Below are 21,821 nucleotides of genomic sequence, written 5' to 3' on the forward strand. Positions count from 1 at the left end.
CGAAGAAAGAAAGATTTATCATGAAAATTGTTGCAATTTGTGGTTTAGGTGTTGGTTCAAGTGTTATCGGTAAGATGAACATTGACAGTATTGTTAGTGACAACGGATTTGATGACGTCGACGTTGATACTGTTGACCTTGGTTCTGTCAGTGGCAAAACGGCCGAGATCTACGTGACGACTCGTGAGCTGTTTGATAATCTGCCAGAGGACATCAAACCAAAGACCATTGTTTTAACTAACTTTGTGGATAAGGCTGATATCGAAAAGCACCTGGTTCCCAAAATTAAGGAAATTCAAGGACAATAATCAGGAGGTTTGAGTTATGTCAGATAAAAAAGTCCAAGACATTACAGAACAAACCTGGAAAGATGAAGTGTTTCCAGAATGGGGAACCTGGTTAAACGAAGAAATTGATCGCTCTACCATCCCCCAAGGGAAATTCCGTCTCTGGTGGTTAGTTAACATGGGACTTTGGCTGAAAACAGACCACCAAACTAATATCGTTATGGATCTCTGGTGTGGGACTGGCAAGCAGACTCATGACAAGCCAGATATGTCACCACGTCACCAATGGTCACGTTTAACTGGTGGACGAACTATCCAACCAAATTTACGTGCCCAACCAATGGTCATTGATCCATTTAAGATCCACTACCTCGACGCATACCTTTGCACCCACTTCCACCACGATCACATTGACGAAAATGTTGCGGCAGCACTATTAAAGGGAGTCAAAGAACCAATTCCCTTTATTGGTCCACAATACGTCGTCGATCAGTGGATTGCATGGGGAGTTCCGGCAGAACGGTGCAAAGTAGTTAAACCGGGAGATTCTATTCAAATTAAAGATGTCGAAATTGACGTTACAGATTCTTTTGATCGGTCTGCTCTCATCAGTGATCCAAATAAGAATGTCCAGCCGCCAATGGACGAATTTCCTGATGACATGGACAAACGAGCTGTCAACTACGTTATGAAGACTGATACTGGTACAGTTTATGATGCCGCCGATTCACACTACTCCGCTTACTTCGCTAAGCATGGTCAAGACTTTGACGTCGATGTTGCTATTTGTGCATATGGTGATAACCCAGTTGGTATTCAGGACAAAATGACATCTATTGATGTGTTACGAACTGCGGAGGATCTTAATGCTAAAGTAGTCATCCCCATGCACTGGGACGTTTGGACAAACATGCTTGGTGATCCTGAAGAAATTGAGATGTTATGGCGTTACCGTCGTGAACGCTTTGGTTACAAATTCTATCCATTCTCATGGTTGCCAGGTGGTCACTTCACCTACCCAGATGATAGGGAAAAGATGAAGTACTATCATCAACGTGGTTTTGAAGACCGTTACACTCACCCAATTGAACTACCATATAAATCATTCCTGTAATATCAGTTAAAGAAAAAGCAGCACTAACGAGTAATTTTCGTTGGCGCTGCTTTTTTATTGGATCCACAATCGTTAGTTTTATGGGATTACTTTCCATGTTTGACATACTGCTCAATCCTAGCCAAATGATCTTCTAGTTGTTGATTTTGTCGTTTCAAATCAGCGATTTCTTGTTGAAGGTCTTCATCAGCTGACGTATTAAAGAAACCCGTTAAGCTGCTAGTCAGCATGCCGATAAATCCAATCCCCAATAACATTAGGAGTAAGGCCGCAACTTTTCCTAACCTCGTCGTCGGTGAAACATCCCCATAGCCAACCGTAGTCGCTGTAGTAATCGACCACCACAAGGCAGTGCTGAAAGTGACTTTTTCTGAAATACAATAAAGTGAAGAAGCAATCAGAATAACTGTCAGACTGATGTAGAGATAATAGATCAGCCCGTTGGTTTTAAGGAACTTATTCAGCTTGCCAGTAAGACCAACCAGCCGGAAAATTCTTAATAACTTGAGGAGTCTAAAGACCCTGCCAATACGGGCAAGCCGGAAAAAGTAAAACAGATTATTAACTGGAATAATTGCTAGTAAATCAAAAATGTTGGCCTTGAAGAATGTTTTTTTGTCCTTTGCTAGAAAGAAACGGCCAAAATAATCTACTGCCAACAAAGCTAATATGACATTGTCTAAAATACTATAAGGAGCCATGGCAATATTTATTTGATGCGCATAGTCCAGCACCAACAGGATAATTGAAACCACTGCTAGAAAAGCAATCCAAATATTATATGTAATTAACCAATGGGATTTTTTCACGATAAACGATCCTAATTTCATATCATTAATTCTGATTATATGACATGCTCATGTGTACTGACTACTTAGGGCTTAAAATTTGACCCGCCCTTTTTGGCACATTTCATAATCAGCTCTGCATTGTTCTTTAATATTTTTTCGTTTCTCTTTTGTTCATCGGGTAAAAAGCCCTCGTTGTATATCAGTTTATGATCGGGAAGATAGTACCTCGCCTCTTTGAATACCATCTCATCATCTGGCTGTTCCAAATGAACGAATACCTTTTCCCCACCTTTCTGATTAGAATCCTTCAGAACTTGAGAAAAAGTAATAATTAAATGGCCCAGAAAGGTTGCATATGGATACAGCATCTGATTTCCTCACTTTTTTACTATCATGGTTCCACATCCGGATTTTTGTATGGATTCTTATCTACTCTTCCACATAAAAAGCAGCACTAATGTGATTCCATCAGTGCTACCAGTTTACCTATTATATATCTACTTTGTCCAATACTTGTTAAGTCTAACATTCAGAAACTTAAGAGGTAAATAATATTTATTTTGTGCGAATGTCTGACCATTCTTGTCATTCAAGTTTTCTTCAATCATAATCATGGGTTCATTATCAGTGAAAAATTCTTGATGAAAAGTATTAGCCTTTCTCTGCGATTGCTGCATATTAATTTGAATATGGGCCGCCTGCTTATAAATGTCGTGGTTAATAAACCTCTTGACTTCCTTTTGGTCATGGATATCTACGTTATGATTTATAGCTGACATCGTTACCATCGAAAATTCATTACCAACAATTTGATGATTCGACTCAAACCAAATATTAAATGATCTGTAGTCATCAGTATTATCAAAAAGTTTCTGTGAGTATGCAGTTGCCTTACTATGACTTATTTCAAACACCATGTCATCAATAGATACGTTACAACTACTTTGAAAAAGTGAACAATTAACTTCTACCCCGGTAGAATCAAGCGAATTCGCATGCTTAATAAAGTTTCCTTCACCTTTAATGCTATAGATAACTTGGTCTTCCTTGAGTAACGCCAAAGCAGAACGAATAGTTACCCGACTGCAGTTGAAATCTTGAGCTAATTGCTTTTCCGACGGAATTTTATGACTGTACTCAGCGTGTTCAATTCTATTTAAGATTTGATTATAGATTTGAACATATTTTGGAGCAATAGACATCGATGCCACCGATCTTTCTGTTATGATTATTACTTTATTTTAGAGCAACCAGAAAGATAAAATCAACATAATGATTAAACCACCAATCATTGGAACTGAAGTCCGCTTTATTATCTGAACGGGTTCCAAATGAGTTGACCCAGAAACAATCAGAACAACCGCTGCAACTGGTGATACAGCACGTAAGAGGTTACCAGCCAATTGAATTGGGACGGATAATTGTTGTGGTGCAATACCAGCAGACTTTGCTAATGGCACAATCAACGGAATTAACGCAAACGTCAATGCAACCCCACTACCACTTAACAGAACAATAATGACAGTAAAAATAACCATAATCAACGGCAGTAAGATCCCTGCACCTTTAATATGCATCATAGTGGTCTGAATCATACGCATAATTCCAATTGCATTCAGACCTTGAACAAAAGTTTGAGCAGCAACCAGCAGGACAACAATCCCCATCGCACTACCCATTCCTTTGATGAAAATGTTCGTATCTTTTAATGTCTGTTTAGCTTGGTGCTTATGGAACAATTCAACAAAAATTGCAATAATCCAACTAATAATAGTAACAGCTTGCACACTCATTGTTGCCGGCTTACCATGACTAATCCCGACAATGAAGTCAATAATCAAGATAATAATCGGTAATAATGGAAGAATCCCATAAATAAAGCGTAAACCTTTGCTCCCACTAATAGTATTTGTTTCATCATTTGCTTCTTTGAGGCCATATTGTTGCAATTCTTCTTCATAGCTTAATTCGTGCTGATTGATCTTATCTTCATGTTTCTGCCAAAAATATTGAATTACTGCCATCAGCAAAAGAGTGGGAATTGATATAATCGCATGATACTTAAAAACATATTCTGTAGTTGACATGTGTAACGCCGCAGCGATAGCAACATTATCGGATCCCAATGGAGTCGGGACAATAGTAGCCGAAGTCGCAATTAAAGCCGCCGAGGTCAGTCGACTCATCCCTGTCGAGCGAAGAACTGGATAAAGCGTCGCTAATAAGATAATAGCTAAGTTTGAAGCACTCGGAACAACTAGAGACAAAATATTGCCCATTAAAAAGACAACTGGAACTAAGATATAAACTGACTTAATGTTCTTCATAGATGAAGTAAGGCCACTAACCGTTACATCATTGGCACCAATATAACTCATATAGGCACTATATCCAGCTAGCAACAGAATAACAAAACCCGGACCCGCTAATGTCGTAGTAAACTGGTCAACCATAACCTGGATAGGTTTCAAAATAGGGCATCCACTGGTTGTAAGACCTTAATTTTATTACCCATGAAGACACCACAGTATAGTAAAACTAAGCCTAGCGCAAATAAAATAATCTTGATATCTAGTTTCTTGGAGAGCATGTAACACAATATCGCTACTGAAGCTATCGTAAGAATAATAGCAATTACTTGACTCATGATATCTAATCCTTTCTAACAGGCTTGCTTAATAGCCTCCACAAACCACTTAACAAATTGATCAACATCAACTGACTTACCAATCAAAGCATTCTCAGATAAGTGAAGTCGGTTTTTAAAGTCCATTAAAGAAGCTCCGTATGTAAAGCCTTCCTGGTTAACAATCTCAACATGAGTCTTTTCAAACGTGAACATGTCTGGATTTAATAAAATGCCGGCTGCTAAGGCGTCATAAATTTTTAACCCAGTCTTGAAACTCCCGCCACGATATTTGGAAAACAAACTATAAAACATGTCCCCAACGCGGCCATATGTCTTGATCTTCTTACTAATATTAGGCTTAATTCGTGCTTGCATCCCTAACTCCAGCGGAGCTACCCGGATTTTTAAGCCACTTTCAAAAACAATTTTTGCTGCTTCTGGATCACCAGCGATATTAAATTCAGACAGAACACCGTAATTACCTCGACCAATACAGCCACCCATCATTACCAACTCTTCCACATTTTGAAGGTCTTCAGGATAAAGACGGATAAACATCGCATAATCCGTCAATGGTGCAATCCCCACCAGCGTTACCTTTTCGTTAGAATGAGAAACAACTTCATGAATTGCTTCTGGAGCAGTTTGGTTAATTACCAGTGAATGATCTGGTTCTGGAAATTCATAGCCATCCAGCCCACTCTTTCCATGAACATTGTACGCATGGACTGGTTCTTTAATAATTGCTCGACTGACACCCTTCACAACTGGGATACTTTGACCTAAGAACTGTTCCAACTTCAAAACATTAATTAAGGTCTGATCTATCCCCACATTTCCAGCGGCAGCTGCGATTAATTTCACGTCTACCTTTTTACTAAAAAGTAAAATTGAAATAGCAACTGCATCGTCAATTCCGGGATCAGTACTAATAATTACTGGTCTAGCCAATTGAAATACCCCCTGTAAATATCATTTGTTGAAATCGCTTCAACTTCCACAACTCGATAATACACTCCTGTATTAAATAAAACAAGCCTGTATGCGAAATGATACAGGCTTGTTTGTTTAATGATATTTAGATAGACTTGTTTACTCCTTAAACTTAGGAAAACTTATCATCCGGATTTTTAGTGCGGATACTTATTTACTTTTTTACATTTTTGCCAGTGTAGCAATCTTGAAGAATGGTCTTTAACTGACTAACCAGCGGCTCAACGGGGTTGGTAGTTGTACATTGGTCTTCGTAGGCCAAAACAGCCAATTCATCTACTTGGCGATCAAAATCATCCTTATCGACCCCATTGGCCTTCAAGCTCAATGTCACACCACAATCGTGAGCTAACTTGATAATCCGTTGAACTAGTGCTTCAACTAGTTCATCGTCATTATTGCCATGGAGTCCCATGAACTTGGCAATCGTTGCGTAATCATGCTTTGCCCGATAAGTAGTGTAGTGCGGCCACATAGCTAGTTTCTCTGGCAACTGAGCATTGAAGCGAATAATATGCGACATGGCAATTGCAATACACAAGCCGTGTGGCAAGTTAAAAGCCCCACCGATTTTGTGAGCAACGGAGTGGTTAATTCCAAGGAATGCCTGGCCAAATGCCATCCCCGCAATTGTTGCGTAGTTATGCATTTGTCGGCGTGCTTCACGGTCGCCATGCACAGATGCCACTAAGTTATCAACAACACCCTTAGCCGCAGTAATCGACCATCCCCGCGTATATTCCGTAGCCATCACCGAAACATATGATTCAAGGGCATGACATAACACATCGAGCCCAGTGTAAGCAGTGGTCTTTGCTGGAATCGTTTCGACAAACTGCGAATCAACAATGGCAACAGTTGGCGTCAATGCATAATCGGCTAATGGATACTTGACGTGAGTCTTTGAATCGGCAATCACTGCAAAACAGGTTGTCTCAGAACCGGTCCCTGAAGTAGTAGGAATTCCGATGTACTGTACCTTTGTCGGTCGGGCAATCTTATAAGCACGCTTCCGAATATCTAGGTACTTCTGCTTGACACCATCCCAAGTTGTATCTGGGTGTTCATAAAACATCCACATCCCCTTGGCCGCGTCCATTGGTGATCCACCACCGAGTGCGATGATGGTATCTGGCTTAAACTCACGCATCTGTTTGACACCCTCATCAACAATATCTGTTGTTGGCTCACGCTGTACTTGGTCAAACAGCTGGAATTTCACTTCGTTACGCCGTAAGTGTAGCTGGTCTAGAACCCGTTGAGCATAGCCAAACTTCACCATATCCTCATCTGTCACAATGAACACACGGTTAATATTTGGTAAATCTTGCAGCTCTTTCAGCGAGTTCCGCTGAAAGTATACTTTTGGGGGAATCTTTACCCACTGACGATTTTCTCGCCGTTGTGCAATAACCTTGTAGTTCAATAAGTCCCAGTCACTAATGTTGTGTGAAACGGAGTTCTTACCATAAGAACCAGTCCCCAAGGTTAATGATGGCGTCATGTTGTTGTAGATATTTCCAATTCCACCAAGACTTGATGGTGAATTAGCAATAATCCGGGAGGCTGGCATCTCATCACCATACTTACGAATCAGTTCTTGATTAGACGTATGAATAGCTGCAGTGTGTCCCTCACCACCATAATGAAGTAAGTCGTCACAGATCTTAAAGGCTTCTTCATGTGAATGTGCACGGTACATTGTCAATACTGGCGATAGCTTTTCCGCTGACAATGGGTACTTAGGACCAACACCATCAATTTCAGCAATAATGACTTTAGTATTAGCAGCAACACCTTTCAGACCACATAGTGTAGCAATCTCACTAGCTGATTTACCGGCAATTGGACCTGCTACGGTTCCCCGTTTAGGATCAATAAAACCCTTGGTGAAGGTCTTAATCTCAGATGGACTCAGGAAATAGCAGTTCCATTTCTTCAGCTCAGCCTTGACTTGGTCATAGATTTGGTCATCAACGACAATCGAATTTTCTGACGCACAGATCAGCCCATTATCAAAGGTCTTAGATAAAACAATATCGTAAATAGATCGTGGAATATTTGCCGTCTTTTCAATATAAGCAGGACCATTGCCAGGGCCAACACCTAACGCCGGATTACCTGAACTGTAAGCAGCCTTTACCATTCCTGGACCGCCAGTCGCAAGAATCGTAGCAGTCTTTTCATGTTTCATCAGTGCAGTTGTCGCTTCTAGGGAAACTTTTGGAATCCATTGGATAACGTTCTTCGGAGCACCAGCTTTTTCAGCAGCTTCCTCTAGAATGGCAGCTGTGTGAGCAGAAACTTTTTGTGCCTGGGGGTGCATCGAGAAAACAATCGTATTGCGAGTCTTCAAGGCGATAATCGATTTAAAAATCACCGTCGCGGTCGGGTTCGTTACCGGAACAATCCCGGCAATAATGCCAAGTGGTTCTGCCATTGTGACCGTTTGGTTTTCATCATCATCTTTAATGACTCCGACCGTCTTATCGTGACGAATATTATTCCAAATATACTCACTTGCATAAATGTTTTTAATTGCCTTATCTTCGGCAACACCACGACCTGTCTCTTCAACAGCTTCCATTGCCAGATCCATGTGGTGTTCTTCACCAGCTAACGCTAATGCCTGACAAATCTTGTCAATCTGCTTTTGGTCGTAACTATGAAGCTTTTGTAACGCCACTTCACTCTTGTCCATTAATTCATCCACCATCTTTTGGGCGGCCTGAACTTTGTCTGTGGCTTCCTTTTTAGCATGCTGTGCCATTGTCAATCCTCCATCTTTCTTTTCGAACTTACTTATTTAATACAAATCTCTCAATTGCCTTAGCAACACCGTCATGATCATTGTCAGCGGTTTGATACTTTGCCACCGCCTTAATTTCATTACTAGCATTGCCCATTGCAACACTATACTTAACGTATTGCATCATGGTTTTATCGTTCCCCTGGTCGCCAATACACATCATTTCATCACTAGAAATGCCTAGTTGCTGACTAAGAGTAGCTAAGCCAAAACCTTTAGAGATTCCTGCTCGACTTACTTCAACAAAGCGTTCACCAGTGAAAGTATAGTAAAGACCATCAGCAAAGAAGCTTGAAAGCCCACCACCATTTAAGTTAATCATCATTTTTTGCAATGTTTGGTGTGAACCAATCAAACTATATTTCATCACTGGAACGTCTTTCATCGCATCTACTGGTTGGTAGTAAATTGGTTGATGAACCCGGTGTGCAATTTGAACGACTTCTGGAATGATAAGTGAATGTGTTGTGTATATCTTGTCTAGACTTTCAACTTGTGAATCCAAGTGATAAAACCGACTTAAAAATTCCAACTTTAAGTAATCTTCATATGGGATTTCTGTTGTCGAAATAACCGTTTCATTAGTAGTCATAATCAGACCACCAGCATAGCAAATAGCATATTGTTCATCGGAATGGTCCAATCCCAGCTGCTCTTCCAAAAACTCAATTCCCGAGTACGGCCGGCCAGTGGTTAGCACCACTTTAATGCCACGTGAACTAGCTTCTTTTACTGTCTTGGCAACACGAATTGTTAATTCTTCATCTGAGTTAATAAGTGTTCCGTCAATATCAATTGCTATTAACTTAATAGCCATCTTTCTTCCTTTTCTACAATCAAGGGCCTGCCAAAATGACAGACCCTGATAATTGTTTACCTTTTACATATCAATATTGATATCCAGGTCGTCATTTACTTCTTCTTCCTGGTTAGCGTTCTTCTTAAGTTTTGGCTTAATAATTGACAACGTAATCGCAGTGATTAGCGCCCCAATTAACAACCCTCCTAAGTACAATAACGGCTTATTAGCAACCGGAATCGTGAAGATACCACCAGACAGCAATGGAACGGTTACGCCCCAGGAAAGCATTAATCCATCGGCTGTCCCGGAGCCTAAAACTACACACGGAACCACCCGCAAGGGATCCTTAAAGGCGAAAGGCAACGTCCCTTCAGTAACCTGACACATCGACATGACAATAGCAGCCCATGCATTTTGCCGATCCGCTTCATCGTACTTATTTCGACCAAATACCAGAACGGAGAGCGCTACACCGAGTGGTGGACACATAGCAGCAACGTTTTTCCCTGCTGCAGGTCCCCAAACACCTGATGTCGCGAATGCAGTAACAATGGCAAAGGAGATCTTATTAACTGGACCACCCATATCGAACCCGGTCATACCCCCAAGCATGAAACCGAGTAAGAACTTCGAAGCGTGGTTCATCCCCATGAAGAACTTCACAGCGGACGCCGTAATAGCTGCCAGAGGCGGGCCCACAATATACTCAATCATTAATACTTCCAGGATCCCACCAACCAATGGAACAATAACCAGTGGAACGATAGACTTAACAGTCTTTGGTAGTGGCAAATGAACCAACCACAGAGTGACAATCCCTGCCAACAAACCGGCAAAAATACCACCAAGGAATGATGCATTGACTTGAACAGACAACCAACCACCCATAATTCCGGGTGCAATTGCAGCCTTACCTGCGATAGAATAACCAATCCCGGCAGCCAAAATGGCAATCATAATCGAAAAACCACCATTACCGGCATTTAACAAGTAGTACCCAATAGTTCCCTTCACAGTGGTATGACCAATGATTCGGCCGATCGCCGTACAGAACCCAGACATAATAATGACTGGAATCATGAAGGAAAGACCACTGAGAAAGTGCTTTTTCAGATTTTTGATCCGAAAAATATCTCGATACATAATTTCACTTCCCTATAATTGCAAATAACCAAATTACAGCTTATTAGCGGCTTGCAGCTTCTTTTCCACCGTCTTCAGTAGACTCTTCGGCTTCTGAATAGCCAAGTCAGTCCCAACGTTAATTACTGGTTTACCGGCAAAACGTTCCTGACCGGCGATGGCAACGTCTGAAGCGATAATTACTGCATCGGCATTCTTGATTTGATCATCGGTCAACGTATTTTCTGTCCCAGCACTACCCTGAGTTTCAACATGTCCTTCCATCCCTAACTCCTTGGCAGCAGAAACAAGCTTTTCTCTCGCCATATAAGTATGTGCAATCCCAACAGTACAAGAAGTTACTCCAACAAATTTCATTTTAAATACCCCCAGCTTCAGCAAGAATCCTCTTAAATTTTTGCGGATCATTTTCATCTAAGAGTTTCTGCTGTATATCCTTATGTGTCAAAGCCGCAGATAAGTGCGACAACATCTTTAAGTGTTCAACATCACGGTTTTCCGTTGGAACCACCATCAAAAAGATAAGGTGAATCGGTTTGTGGTCTAAACTTTCCCACTCAAGCGGGTTCTTCGTTTTCAACACAGCAATCGTCGCATGTTTGGCTGCTGACGACTCCCCGTGCGGAATTGCGATACCATTTTCCATCCCGGTCGGGCCAATTTTTTCCCGAGCAAGAACGTCCTGATAAAACTGTTGCCGATCACTAACATACCCATTTGTTTCCAACATCATACACATTGTCTGTAAAGCTTCTTTTTTAGTAGAAGCCGTTGAATCAAGGATGATGTTTTGATCAATAATGTCAGTTACATTCTCAATATCCATTACCACCACTCACCTACTTTCTTACATAAATTGTCATTGGGTTGGTAAACGAGTACTTATGACCCGTTACCCGTACTAAGTTATTTTTATTACTCATCTTGAGAATCAGGTCATGGTTAACCTTAATATAGGTGAAGTACAATGCAGCAAAAAGTAAGAAGTCAATGATCGCCGCAATAATTTGGTTTTCCACACAGAGAACCACTCCAGCAATAATGAACAGCAGTCGTAAATAACTAACTATTGGGTTCCACTGATAAACCGTCATTCTTTTTTGCTGTTTTTGTTGGTACCAGTATAAAAATTTAGGCATTCTTTGGGCGATAACCGCCGACCTCCTTACGAAGTGAATTGATAACCCGGGCAGTGAACGTATCTTGCCCTTGAGTCCGTTGACGCATAGTCAATGTGATATCAAACATTGGTACCGGAACGTTCAAGTCACAGGCTGACTTAATAGCGTCAATGGCTGCCGAACTAGAGTGAATTGAAGTTTCAACATCTGATAAAGCAATATTCTTGCTAAATGCTTGGTACATCAGCTCCATCAACCAACCGCGAATAACTGCTGACTTATTCCAGTTATAAGCGACATCCTTCAGATTGTAGTCAAATGGACTAGCGTGTAGAAGTTCAAACCCTTCACCAAGTACTTCCATTTCAGAATGGAGAATGGCATTGTGAATAACCTTCAAGTAGTGCCCAGATCCTGACTTGCCGCAGTAAATTAAACCATCTTGAGCAGCAATTGATTCCAGCATGTCGCATATCACAACATAGCCTTCCTTGTCGCCACCGACCATAAAGCTAGCACCATGACGTGCACCGTAAGTACCACCAGAAGTACCAATATCCATAAAGTGAATGCCTAATTCACTAAATTCCTTGGCACGATCAAGTGAGTCGTGATAATCAGAGTTACCACCATCAATAACTACATCGCCCTTGTCGGCAATACCTTCTAATTGTTTAAGAACACTATTGGTAATCTTGCCAGCAGGCAGCATCACCCAAATGGTTTTTTGTGAATTATCCTTTTCTAAATCCTCAAGATTATCAATTAACTGTAATCCTGCTTCCTGAGCCTTTTGCCGTGCAGCATCACTGACGTCATAACCGATAACGGTATGACCATTGTCAGTCATATTTTCCGCAAGATTAAAACCCATTTTGCCTAAACCGATCATATAAACCTTCATCTTTATTCTCTCCTTATTATGCGAATAACTTTTGAATCGCATTAACGACTTCTTCACCTGAAGAGGCGTTAATGATCTCATCTTTGGTAGTTGACGATGAAATAATTAAGTTAAATTCATGGTAAATTTCGTCGAACGGTAATTGTTTGATATCTGCTTCGCTGTATGCAAACAGGAAGACTAAGTTAACCGCCGATTTACCCCAGCGAATTGACCTGGGTGACGAATAAATAGAAATTGACGAGTGCTTAATATACTTTGGTTGCGGGTGTGGTATAGCAATGGATAAGCCACTCAAGGCAGTTGACGATATTTTTTCACGCTTCTTAATAGATTGAACTACTCCAGGAACTGCTTTTTGCAAGTGGACCAAGTTCTTACCAAGAAGCTCAATAACACCATCCATTGTTTCGTTAATACCAGCAAAACTTGTTTGTGGAGATATCAGTTGAAGGAACATTTTTCGTGACTTTTTCTGCTGGAAAGAGTTCACTTCCTTTTTTAGTAAACTAAGGTCGTTCTTACTGCTAATAGGACTCATTTGAATCACGTTTTTTCCGGGATACTTTATTGGAATCGTTGAAACAATGATGTCTTCATCAACAGCTGATTTGAACAATTCATTAACTGAAATCACCCTGCTGATCTTAATTCGTTGGCCAAACATACTTCTAATCCGTTGTGTCAAAATACTTGCCGTGCCCACACCAGTACTACAAACAACGACAATACGAGGACGTTTATTCTCACTATTATTTTGGCTCCGCTCAATGTAGGCTTGAAAATGCAATGCTACGTATGCGAGCTCATGATCATTAAAGGTCACATGGTAATGCTGAAATAGCTGTTCTCCCAGCTCAGCTGCTCTACTAAATGCCACCGGATATAGTTTTTTTATTTGTTCCGTATATGGGTTATATATACCCAAATGCATCTTCGAGCGATGAATTGCTGGGCCTAAGTGCAGAGCTAATTCTTCCAATAGTTTGTCGTCGTACTCAATTAGGTTTAATTTCAGAAAATCAAACAATTCACTCGTTTCACTTTTGGAATTCTTGGAAAACGTATCTTTAGAAATCATTCCTTTTTGTGCCGCCAGGATATGAATGTTTAGATAGTTTTTCTCAGATGCTGGTATATCTATCTGAAACTTATCTTGTAATAGCCGACAAAGAATTTTTGTTGATTCCTGGATACGATGTTTTTGGGTAGTAGTAACAAGAATCTTATTTTGACGAATGCGATCAACCATAATTGCAATATGAATCAAGATCGATTGATACTGAAATTCCGTAAATGAAATTTTCGTTTTCTGGTGAAAGTCTTTAAGCACGCTCTGAATATCTTCAATAGTTTGTTTGTTAACAATTTGCCGCAACTCGGGGGGAATCGAAATAACTCGCGATTTACCTTTGATTTCCTCTTTCCAATACTTGGAAATAATCTTGCTGGCAAAATTGCGCTTGTCTGCCTCCTTACCACTAATTTGGATGCCACGTCGATCGCCAACAAAAGCAAGTCGAGTGTCCAGTAACTCTTCTTTAATGGTGATGATGTCCCGGTCCAAAGTACTCCGACTAATAAAGAATTTTTCGGCTAGGTACTGTAAAGTTACCGGTTTGTCATTCATCAATAGTTCAAGAAGCAGCATATTCTCTCTGCTAACCTGATTTGGCATAATGGCGTTATCACCATCTATTTTTGCGAAAAGTGCATCCAAATCTCCTTCAAAGTAAATACCAACATTACGTTTTCTAACTAACCTAATCTTCTTATCTTCTAATAATCTCTCAATCTCATCTAGATACCGAACGGTGGCTCGACGAGATATATTCAAGAACTTCATTAATTCTGGATAATGAACCGTTTTGTGTGTTGCGATGTAGATAACCATTTGTTTGATTATTTTGTCATCACCGACGTCGCTCCTTGACATTGGTATCACTCCCCTAATACATTTTCAGTATATTATGTAAGCGCTTGCTTTCATACTTCATAAAGGTGACTATTCATTAGTTTCGTCACTTTTGTAAATTGGTATACCCAAAGTGCAATTGTCTTCCACTCATGGCTTCTTCTTTTTTACTGATATTTTGGTAATGTTTAGTTATTCATATAAATGAAAAAAGACTGGAAAACCCAGTCTCTGATATCGTGAATATGTTATTTAGTTTTCCCGCTTAGCGTGGTCCTTGCTGTGGGCGTTGTTCTGCCCGTAGTAAGCGTTCTTCCCGTGCTTGCGGTAGTAGTGCTTATCAAGCAGGTACTGTGGCAGGTGAATGTTAGAGCGGTTAAGCATCATGGAGTGGTAGTCTTCTTCAGCGACGACTTCCAGCACCTTCGCGTTGTACACCGCCTTGGCTGGCGTCGGACCCCAGGTGAATGGGCCGTGTTGCATCACTAATGCTGCCGGAGTGGCTTCGTAGTCCAGATGGCGTTCCTTAAACGACCGAATGATGACCTTCCCGGTGTTGCCTTCGTAGTCTTCCTCGATTTCTTCCTTGGTCAACGCGTCGGCGGCTGGTACGTCGGTGTAGAAGGTGTCGGCATGCGTCGTGTTCAAAGCCGGGATGTCCATCCGGGCAGCGGCAAAGGACACCGCCCACGGTGAGTGGGTGTGGACGATCCCGCCGATCTTGGGGAAGTGGTTGTACAAGTAAGTGTGGGTTGGCGTGTCAGATGACGGGTTGAGGTCGCCTTCCACCACTTCCCCCTGCAGGTTAACGACCACCATGTCGTCAGGCGTCAGTTCGTCGTACGGGACCCCGGACGGCTTGATTACGTAAAGCCCTTTTTCGCGATCAATCCCGGAGACATTCCCCCAGGTAAAGGTTACCAGGCCGAGTTTTGGCAACTGCATATTGGCATCGTATACTTCTTTTTTCAGTTCTTCTAACATCGTTCTCTTCTCCTTACTTTTCGATTGGTTCCTGGTGAATGCCGACGCGGGCAAAGATATCGTCAAAATAGGCTTTGGCCGCCTTTACTTCGCGAGTTGGATCCGCGTCTCCGTTGGCGCCAGCCCACATTTCAATCGTGTAACTACCGTTGTAGTTCAGCCGGACTAACTCCTTGAGCAGGCCGTCAAAGTCAACACAGCCCTCACCGAACGGAACGTTCTTGAACTGCCCCTTAAAGGTTGGCGTGACAGCCTTGGTATCCTTCAAGTGAATGGCGGCGATGTTACCAGTGAACTTTTCCAGCTGGGCTGGCACATCGTTATCCGGCCAGGCCGACAGGTTCCCCAGGTCTGGGTAAGCCTGAAGCCATGGGCTATGAATCTGGGTCTTGTAGTGGGCAATCTTAGTCATCGAGTTAATGAAGGGGTCGTCCATCGTTTCGATTGACAACATAACCATCTTTTCGGCAGCCATGTGGACACACTTGGCCAGGTTTTCCACGTATAGTTCCCGGGACAGGTCCGACTTCGTCTCATAAAAGACGTCGTAGCCAGCCATTTGGATATTATGGATTCCAAGGTCCACGGCCAAGTCAATCGCTTTTTGCATCATTTCCAGCGACTTTTGACGGATCTGCGGATCCTTAGAACCCAACGGGTAGCGGCGGTGACCCGAGAGCATCATTGTGTTAATCCGGCTGTGAGTCGCCCACATGGCCTGGCGGAAACTCTCCCGTTCTTCTGCCGTCCAGTCCAGCCGCGCCAAGCGTTCATCACTTTCATCGATCGAAAATTCCAGGAAGTTAAACCCGAGGTCGTGGACCAGCTGGAACTTTTCTTGCCACGACAGGTCCTGCGGCAGGGCCTTTTCGTAAATTCCCAATGCGTTTGTTGTCATAAATACGTCCTTTCCTGTGCATGAAAAAAGCAATGGTCAGCGAGGGCTAAACACCTCGTCAACCATTGCTGTAAGAGAGATTGTCGAATTGGATCTAATTAGCCCCAAATCCGGTTGATTTCGTCCTTGAATGACTGAGCGGCCTGGCGTGGGTCATCGGCACCGTGGATAGCACGGCCGGCGATGAAGCAGTATACCGGGACGNAGTAGTTACGCTGATTAATAGTTTGAAATCCTTCACTGGCTCCAGATTGACCATCAGCAAAGTAATACCAATTATTGTTGTATGACAACCAACCGGTATGAGAATCTTGCGTTGATGGATCCAAATACTACCATTTATTGTCAACCTTTTGCCAACCACTTTGTGCTTGGCCATCTTGATAATATTTAGTGCTACCATTTGTAGTTACTAAGCCGTCATTCGTTTGAACATTAGATGATGTCGATTGCTGTTTGTCCGAAACAGTTGTGTCAGATTGATCATTATCCTGCCCATTATTCAGTGTGACCATCTGGCTGTCCGTTGATTGTTTTTGATAAAGCTGACTAACATCGTTCTGGCTGTTATTCGTCAGACCATTAGAATCAGCTCTAACGGTTGTCGTATAACCAAGGGAAGCCATCATCAGTACTCCCGTACATATCGACAACCATTTAAACCGTTGACTTTTCATTTTGTCCCCTCCTTCAACAGTTAACTCAAATTATACCACTATTAACCATTAATTAAGCGACACCGTTACAACAGCAAAAAATCAGCCCAAGCCGTCTAGCTGCTTGAACTGATCAAATTTAGTTGCCAGCACCGATTGATAAAGAACCTCATTAGCTTTACGAAAAAAGACTCGTGCCAGATGTCGAAAAAAATCAAACATAATATCTATGAACACTCATGCCATTTTGCAAAACGATATACAACAAAGCAATGACAGTAATGACAGAAATCGTAAACATTACATAGTTAATTAAATGTGTATCAGATGAAATGCGCAATACATTATGGTGTTGATTGAAATGTAGTAAGAAATGACCATGACGAACACCATAGTTAACCCGCTCGCCATTCAAAATAAGTTTGTACTGCTGGTTTTTGAAATACGACATTGGCAAAAGATATTCACCTTTATGCCTGATATGAATATTGTAAGTAGCACTATTGTATGTACTTGTTTGCCAACTTACCTTTTGCGGCTTTTTTCCCTTTGAAGGATAATCATTCGTATAATCTTGACACCATGATGCGCCATGATTATAATTCCAGTTATATTTTGCATTAGTCAGCTCATAAACGCTTTCAGCATGGTTAAGAATCACCGGATTGTTCTTATAATTCAATATAGATGACCAACCTATACTAATCGACAAAATGATTAGAATACTGGTTAACCACTTATTCGTTCCAACATGCTGACAATACATTACTATAGATACTGAAATACATAAAACCACTAAAACATAGATCCGTCCAGTAAATTGAAATTTTTGAACAATTAATATATCAAAAATATGTGGATAAGGAATAAACCCAAAAGAAAATAGCAATCCAACTAATGCAATCCAACTAAGCCATCCCCATGCGTATAACCTTTTGGCATTCATACTCATAATTAAAAGCAACCCCAGCAAGCAAAAAGCTACTATTCCAATATGCCATGTACTATAAAGTACTCGCATATGATTATTAATCATTTCCTGGAAAGCAGTCCAGGGTGAGACATAGTTCAACTGTGAAGCGGGTATAAACAGATAACGATTAAATAGTTGGATCTTTAAAAATTGAAACAAGAAATAAATTGATCCTAGTATGGATAAGAGTGCAGAACAAAGAAAAACAATAACTTCCTTCCAACACATTTTTCCCAAAATTAGACGCACCACTTCAGCAAAAGCCAAGCACCCAACCACTAATACAAACGATAGTATGTGACTGTTAAGTACGCCAATTATTCCTAACGGCAAAACATATAAACCTTTTTGGCGAGAATGCACATCCCAAATCATTAAACAACCTAAAACTACTAGCGGGATAAAAGCGTAAGCTAGCGATTCCCCCATCGCATTTCTAACATATAGGTCTTCAATATGGTATCCGTTAAAAACATATATAGTTACTCCCAAATATTGATAAACTTTTTTATTAGTCAAGTGCCTGCTTAACAAATAAAAATTAAATGCAGTGAGAAAGTTCAAAATAACAAAACCCGTTACCATGGCGAGCATTTTATTTTTTAAGAAAAGCATTGGCATAACAAAGATTGTGCTTGTCATCCAAGGATACATAGCACTCATAGCACCTAAATTGTGGTCCAATCCAATATAACTAATTGGAGTTGGCAACTTAAAATGCACAAATGATTGATAAATCTGTTCAATACGGCCTAAAAAAACGTTACCATCATATGTCAAAAAAAGGTTATGCCCAATAAAGGCTGGATATGTAGCCACACAAGCAATCATCAATAATAGTAATAAATTAAAAAAAACACGACTAAATTTTCTTTTTATCATAATTATTCCTCAGTTAAATATATCGATTTTACTTAATACTATTAGTAACGTTATTACTAATACAATTTCAAAAACATACAATTAAATATATCAATGATTATTGTTGCTGTCGATAGCAATAAAATCAGCAGGTGCATTATAATTCAGAACAATAGTCTTCATACAAATAAACAAATTAATACTATTAAATTATAATTTTTGAAAGATTAAGAAGATATTTTTTAACGTTAATGCTTTTTACAGTTACTGAAACAACAATCAGTCCAAGCAAGACTAGCTGCTTGAACTGATCAGATTTAGCTATCCGTAACGATTGGCGAAAAACATCTTAATATTATTCAATGTATGAATTTAATCATTAGCCCATAATCTGCCGAGTAACACGTGCAAGCCGTTCAACGATTTGAACACCATCCCACATAGCAACATTATCATCTACGTAAACAGCAATAGTATAAGGGCTGTCACCTGGAATATAACCAATACTTCCAATATTCCAATAATAACCAGTTGTATTCCAACCGTTTTTAACATAGAACTGTGAACTTCCAGCCGAAATACCCCAATTCTGTGCCGAAGAAACACTTCCCATTAACGATTTGATGTAATTACGAGATTCATCATTCAGATAGTTAGTTTGGGGAGCTAAATAAATCTCACGTAAAAGTTTTAACTGGTCACTTGGAGTCGTTGTCGAATATCCCCAATAACGGTATCCGGTATAAGTATTGCTCATTCCTAGTGCTTGATACAACTTATTCATATTATACATACCGCCAAGATAACGATTCAGAATAGTCGTCGTGGCATCATTATCGCTGTACCGAATCATCCTTGTTGCTAATGATTGCTGATCAGCATTGAGATGGCCACCAGTGTTGTGAAGTAGTTCAGCCAAGACGCCAACCTTGATGGTACTTGCCATAATCCAACGTTTGTTCCAATTGTTGGTTGTCGCGTATTCGTTACCATTAAGTTGTTGAATAGCAATACCAATATTTTTATTATATTGGCCAATAATTACGTTCCAGTTATATGTTAAAGTTTGCTGATAATCTAACCAACAGTTAGTAGTGTCAAAATAATACCACACACCATTAATAAACTGCCAACCTTTATCAGCCCAGGCATTTGTTGGATCAAAATAATACCAGTTACCATTAATTTTTTGCCAGCCGGTCTTGGCTCCATATTCCGTTAGATAGTACCAGTTATTAGCAGGATGACTTTGGTACCAACCAGTAAGCAAGCTAAAGTCATCACCAAAGAAATACCATGATCCACCGATTTGGTACCAACCCTGATGAATAAAGCCGTCTTGCTGGACGTAATACCATTTATCATTATCCTTCATCCATGTATTGGGATTCATTATTACAAATCGTCGTGTAGCAGCGTCATACTTAACGGCTTGATCACCAAATGGATACCAACCGGATGACATACCAACGGTATTTAAAAAACCAGTGGCAGGATCAAACTGATAAGTATGTTGACCTGTTTGTAAAGTGGTTTGTCGAATCCCGGTTTCAGGAGAAAAGTACATCAATTGACCATTATTATTCACTAAAATACCAGTATACATTTCCCCATCATAAGGTTTGAAATAGTAATTATGTCCACTAATAACAGTATGACCTTCTGCCATCCGATTCGATACTGGATCAAAATAATACTTTTTATTATTTATGGTCTGCCAACCACGAACAGCGACACCTGTTTCTGGCTGGAAGTAATACCAGTAACCATCAATACACAACCAGCCTGTCTTCATCTTCCCATATGTGCCATCATGATTGGGATTTAAATAGTATCGCTGCCCGTTAATTTCCTGCAATCCACTTTGTAGAACATAAGTCTGCGGGTCAAAGTAAAACCACTGGTTACTTTGCAATTGCCAACCTGATTGCAATGCACCAGATGGATTAGCTAAATACTAGTCGCCATTGTCATTAATCCAACCGGTTTGCATTTAACCAGACCCATTCATGAAATAGCTTTGACCATCGACGTGAGTTATACCGTTCTGCATTTGCTGAGTTTGTGGATCTAAATAATACCAGACACCGTTAATCTGCTGCCAACCCGACTGGGCACCGCCCCAGTTAGCAAAATAGTACCAATGACCATCAATGTTGCCCCAACCGGTCTGAGCATTACCGTTAGGGTTCAAGTAGTAACGATAACCCTTGTAAGTTAACCAACCAGTTTGCATCTGCTTAGTATCTGGCGATAAGTAATACCAAGATCCATTGGCTGATTGCCATCCAGATTGAGCACCACCCCAGTTAGCAAAGTAATACCACTGATTGTTAATATTTTTCCAGCCAGTTTGCATTGCTCCTTGATTTGGGCTCGTTTCTTGCAAGTAATAAAGTTGTTTGTCAATGGTTTGCAAACCAGTCTTCATTTGACCATTAATTGGATCTAAGTAATACCAAGAATTGCCAAGGTAATTCCATCCTGTGTTGGCCCAAGCATTCTGTTCATCAAACCAATATGAATGATCACCAATGGTTTGTTGCCCCGTGCTTGCACCAGATTCAGCATTATTAAAGTAATACCAACGATTATTATTATTCAACCAACCGGTCGCTGAATATTGGGTTGTAGGATTAAAATAATACCATTTGTTATCTAATGAATGCCATCCTGTCACCGCTGTGCCATTTTGATAATATTTAGTGCCTTGGTCAGTGGAAACGAAACCATTTTCCGTATTGTTTGCTTGCTTATTGTCTTGAATAGCAGGATTAACATTATCCGTAGGCATCATGGTAGTAATTTGTTGATTGTTAGAAGTATCTTGTTGCGCTCCTTGTACATCCGCATGCACAGTAGTTGAAAAAGCTAAACTGATTAATAATGCTCCTGTACAATAATAAAGCCATTTTCGTTTAGAATGTTTCATGTTTGTTCC

At 40.6% G+C, this 21,821-nt stretch carries 20 protein-coding genes and 1 pseudogene; 2 read left to right on the top strand and 19 right to left on the bottom strand.

Annotated elements, in window-relative coordinates; all coding sequences use genetic code 11:
• Positions 1-20 precede the first annotated feature (20 nt).
• Both C1710_RS01285 and ulaG read left to right on the top strand, forming a co-directional pair.
• Positions 21-308 (top strand): PTS sugar transporter subunit IIB, encoded by a 288-nt coding sequence (locus C1710_RS01285; protein ID WP_102279187.1) that lies wholly within the window; start codon positions 21-23, stop codon positions 306-308.
• A 16-nt stretch (positions 309-324) separates the two neighbouring features.
• Positions 325-1,401, top strand: a complete 1,077-nt coding sequence (gene ulaG, locus C1710_RS01290; RefSeq protein ID WP_102279190.1) for an L-ascorbate 6-phosphate lactonase — start codon at positions 325-327, stop codon at positions 1,399-1,401.
• 86 nt (positions 1,402-1,487) lie between these two features.
• Here ulaG and C1710_RS01295 read toward each other — a convergent pair whose 3' ends face one another.
• The 19 genes and pseudogenes from C1710_RS01295 to C1710_RS01390 all read right to left on the bottom strand — a co-directional run bounded on the left by C1710_RS01295 (position 1,488) and on the right by C1710_RS01390 (position 21,812).
• Positions 1,488-2,231, bottom strand: coding sequence for an ion transporter (locus C1710_RS01295; protein WP_102279192.1), 744 nt, complete (start codon positions 2,229-2,231; stop codon positions 1,488-1,490).
• Positions 2,232-2,275: 44 nt separating this feature from the next.
• Positions 2,276-2,560: a hypothetical protein gene (locus C1710_RS01300; protein ID WP_102279194.1), complete on the bottom strand. Its 285-nt coding sequence runs from the start codon at positions 2,558-2,560 to the stop codon at positions 2,276-2,278.
• Positions 2,561-2,689: 129 nt separating this feature from the next.
• Entirely contained in the window at positions 2,690-3,394 is a 705-nt protein-coding gene (locus C1710_RS01305; RefSeq protein WP_102279196.1) for a GntR family transcriptional regulator, read from the bottom strand.
• 39 nt (positions 3,395-3,433) lie between these two features.
• Positions 3,434-4,839, bottom strand: a pseudogene (gene dcuC, locus C1710_RS01310) (C4-dicarboxylate transporter DcuC).
• 15 nt (positions 4,840-4,854) lie between these two features.
• A complete protein-coding gene (locus C1710_RS01315) occupies positions 4,855-5,772 on the bottom strand; it encodes a nucleoside hydrolase (protein ID WP_102279199.1) in 918 nt (305 codons plus the stop codon).
• Positions 5,773-5,968: 196 nt separating this feature from the next.
• Positions 5,969-8,584, bottom strand: coding sequence for a bifunctional acetaldehyde-CoA/alcohol dehydrogenase (gene adhE, locus C1710_RS01320; protein WP_102279201.1), 2,616 nt, complete (start codon positions 8,582-8,584; stop codon positions 5,969-5,971).
• A gap of 28 nt (positions 8,585-8,612) precedes the next feature.
• Positions 8,613-9,440 carry a Cof-type HAD-IIB family hydrolase gene (locus tag C1710_RS01325; protein ID WP_102279204.1) on the bottom strand — a complete coding sequence of 276 codons (828 nt, stop codon included), beginning with the start codon at positions 9,438-9,440 and terminating at the stop codon, positions 8,613-8,615.
• Positions 9,441-9,503: 63 nt separating this feature from the next.
• On the bottom strand, positions 9,504-10,568 hold the full coding sequence (locus C1710_RS01330) for a PTS fructose transporter subunit IIC (RefSeq protein ID WP_102279206.1): 1,065 nt from the start codon (positions 10,566-10,568) through the stop codon (positions 9,504-9,506).
• A gap of 33 nt (positions 10,569-10,601) precedes the next feature.
• Positions 10,602-10,925, bottom strand: coding sequence for a PTS fructose transporter subunit IIB (locus C1710_RS01335; protein WP_102279209.1), 324 nt, complete (start codon positions 10,923-10,925; stop codon positions 10,602-10,604).
• Between the two features lies 1 nt (position 10,926).
• Positions 10,927-11,394: a PTS sugar transporter subunit IIA gene (locus C1710_RS01340; protein WP_102279210.1), complete on the bottom strand. Its 468-nt coding sequence runs from the start codon at positions 11,392-11,394 to the stop codon at positions 10,927-10,929.
• A 13-nt stretch (positions 11,395-11,407) separates the two neighbouring features.
• Positions 11,408-11,707 carry a hypothetical protein gene (locus tag C1710_RS01345; RefSeq protein WP_102279212.1) on the bottom strand — a complete coding sequence of 100 codons (300 nt, stop codon included), beginning with the start codon at positions 11,705-11,707 and terminating at the stop codon, positions 11,408-11,410.
• Positions 11,700-12,593 (bottom strand): phosphogluconate dehydrogenase (NAD(+)-dependent, decarboxylating), encoded by an 894-nt coding sequence (gene gnd, locus C1710_RS01350; protein ID WP_102279214.1) that lies wholly within the window; start codon positions 12,591-12,593, stop codon positions 11,700-11,702. The genes C1710_RS01345 and gnd overlap by 8 nt, the downstream gene beginning before the upstream one ends.
• A gap of 16 nt (positions 12,594-12,609) precedes the next feature.
• The gene (locus tag C1710_RS01355; protein ID WP_102279216.1) at positions 12,610-14,529 is read right to left on the bottom strand and encodes a BglG family transcription antiterminator; all 1,920 of its coding nucleotides are present in this window, start codon (positions 14,527-14,529) and stop codon (positions 12,610-12,612) included.
• 231 nt (positions 14,530-14,760) lie between these two features.
• The gene (locus C1710_RS01360; RefSeq protein WP_102279218.1) at positions 14,761-15,492 is read right to left on the bottom strand and encodes an L-ribulose-5-phosphate 4-epimerase; all 732 of its coding nucleotides are present in this window, start codon (positions 15,490-15,492) and stop codon (positions 14,761-14,763) included.
• Between the two features lie 13 nt (positions 15,493-15,505).
• On the bottom strand, positions 15,506-16,390 hold the full coding sequence (locus tag C1710_RS01365; RefSeq protein ID WP_102279221.1) for an L-ribulose-5-phosphate 3-epimerase: 885 nt from the start codon (positions 16,388-16,390) through the stop codon (positions 15,506-15,508).
• A 332-nt stretch (positions 16,391-16,722) separates the two neighbouring features.
• On the bottom strand, positions 16,723-17,067 hold the full coding sequence (locus C1710_RS01375) for a hypothetical protein (protein WP_102279223.1): 345 nt from the start codon (positions 17,065-17,067) through the stop codon (positions 16,723-16,725).
• Positions 17,068-17,260: 193 nt separating this feature from the next.
• Complete coding sequence (locus C1710_RS01380; protein ID WP_102279225.1) at positions 17,261-18,901, bottom strand: V-type ATP synthase subunit I domain-containing protein; 1,641 nt, start codon at positions 18,899-18,901, stop codon at positions 17,261-17,263.
• A gap of 358 nt (positions 18,902-19,259) precedes the next feature.
• Positions 19,260-20,795 carry a serine hydrolase gene (locus C1710_RS01385; RefSeq protein ID WP_180961267.1) on the bottom strand — a complete coding sequence of 512 codons (1,536 nt, stop codon included), beginning with the start codon at positions 20,793-20,795 and terminating at the stop codon, positions 19,260-19,262.
• Between the two features lie 78 nt (positions 20,796-20,873).
• Positions 20,874-21,812, bottom strand: coding sequence for a hypothetical protein (locus C1710_RS01390; RefSeq protein WP_180961268.1), 939 nt, complete (start codon positions 21,810-21,812; stop codon positions 20,874-20,876).
• Between the last annotated feature and the right edge of the window lie 9 nt (positions 21,813-21,821).

It is taken from the genome of [Lactobacillus] timonensis (assembly GCF_900240275.1).
In the GTDB taxonomy this organism is placed as follows: domain Bacteria; phylum Bacillota; class Bacilli; order Lactobacillales; family Lactobacillaceae; genus Limosilactobacillus; species Limosilactobacillus timonensis.

Bases quoted from the DNA above. Each gene is read 5' to 3' on its own strand.
- C1710_RS01285 (WP_102279187.1), top strand. From the start codon at position 21: ATGAAAATTGTTGCAATTTGTGGTTTAGGTGTTGGTTCAAGTGTTATC.
- ulaG (WP_102279190.1), top strand. From the start codon at position 325: ATGTCAGATAAAAAAGTCCAAGACATTACAGAACAAACCTGGAAAGAT.
- C1710_RS01295 (WP_102279192.1), bottom strand. From the start codon at position 2,231: ATGAAATTAGGATCGTTTATCGTGAAAAAATCCCATTGGTTAATTACA.
- C1710_RS01300 (WP_102279194.1), bottom strand. From the start codon at position 2,560: ATGCTGTATCCATATGCAACCTTTCTGGGCCATTTAATTATTACTTTT.
- C1710_RS01305 (WP_102279196.1), bottom strand. From the start codon at position 3,394: ATGTCTATTGCTCCAAAATATGTTCAAATCTATAATCAAATCTTAAAT.
- adhE (WP_102279201.1), bottom strand. From the start codon at position 8,584: ATGGCACAGCATGCTAAAAAGGAAGCCACAGACAAAGTTCAGGCCGCC.
- C1710_RS01325 (WP_102279204.1), bottom strand. From the start codon at position 9,440: ATGGCTATTAAGTTAATAGCAATTGATATTGACGGAACACTTATTAAC.
- C1710_RS01330 (WP_102279206.1), bottom strand. From the start codon at position 10,568: ATGTATCGAGATATTTTTCGGATCAAAAATCTGAAAAAGCACTTTCTC.
- C1710_RS01335 (WP_102279209.1), bottom strand. From the start codon at position 10,925: ATGAAATTTGTTGGAGTAACTTCTTGTACTGTTGGGATTGCACATACT.
- C1710_RS01340 (WP_102279210.1), bottom strand. From the start codon at position 11,394: ATGGATATTGAGAATGTAACTGACATTATTGATCAAAACATCATCCTT.
- C1710_RS01345 (WP_102279212.1), bottom strand. From the start codon at position 11,707: ATGCCTAAATTTTTATACTGGTACCAACAAAAACAGCAAAAAAGAATG.
- gnd (WP_102279214.1), bottom strand. From the start codon at position 12,593: ATGAAGGTTTATATGATCGGTTTAGGCAAAATGGGTTTTAATCTTGCG.
- C1710_RS01355 (WP_102279216.1), bottom strand. From the start codon at position 14,529: ATGTCAAGGAGCGACGTCGGTGATGACAAAATAATCAAACAAATGGTT.
- C1710_RS01360 (WP_102279218.1), bottom strand. From the start codon at position 15,492: ATGTTAGAAGAACTGAAAAAAGAAGTATACGATGCCAATATGCAGTTG.
- C1710_RS01365 (WP_102279221.1), bottom strand. From the start codon at position 16,390: ATGACAACAAACGCATTGGGAATTTACGAAAAGGCCCTGCCGCAGGAC.
- C1710_RS01375 (WP_102279223.1), bottom strand. From the start codon at position 17,067: ATGAAAAGTCAACGGTTTAAATGGTTGTCGATATGTACGGGAGTACTG.
- C1710_RS01380 (WP_102279225.1), bottom strand. From the start codon at position 18,901: ATGATAAAAAGAAAATTTAGTCGTGTTTTTTTTAATTTATTACTATTA.
- C1710_RS01390 (WP_180961268.1), bottom strand. From the start codon at position 21,812: ATGAAACATTCTAAACGAAAATGGCTTTATTATTGTACAGGAGCATTA.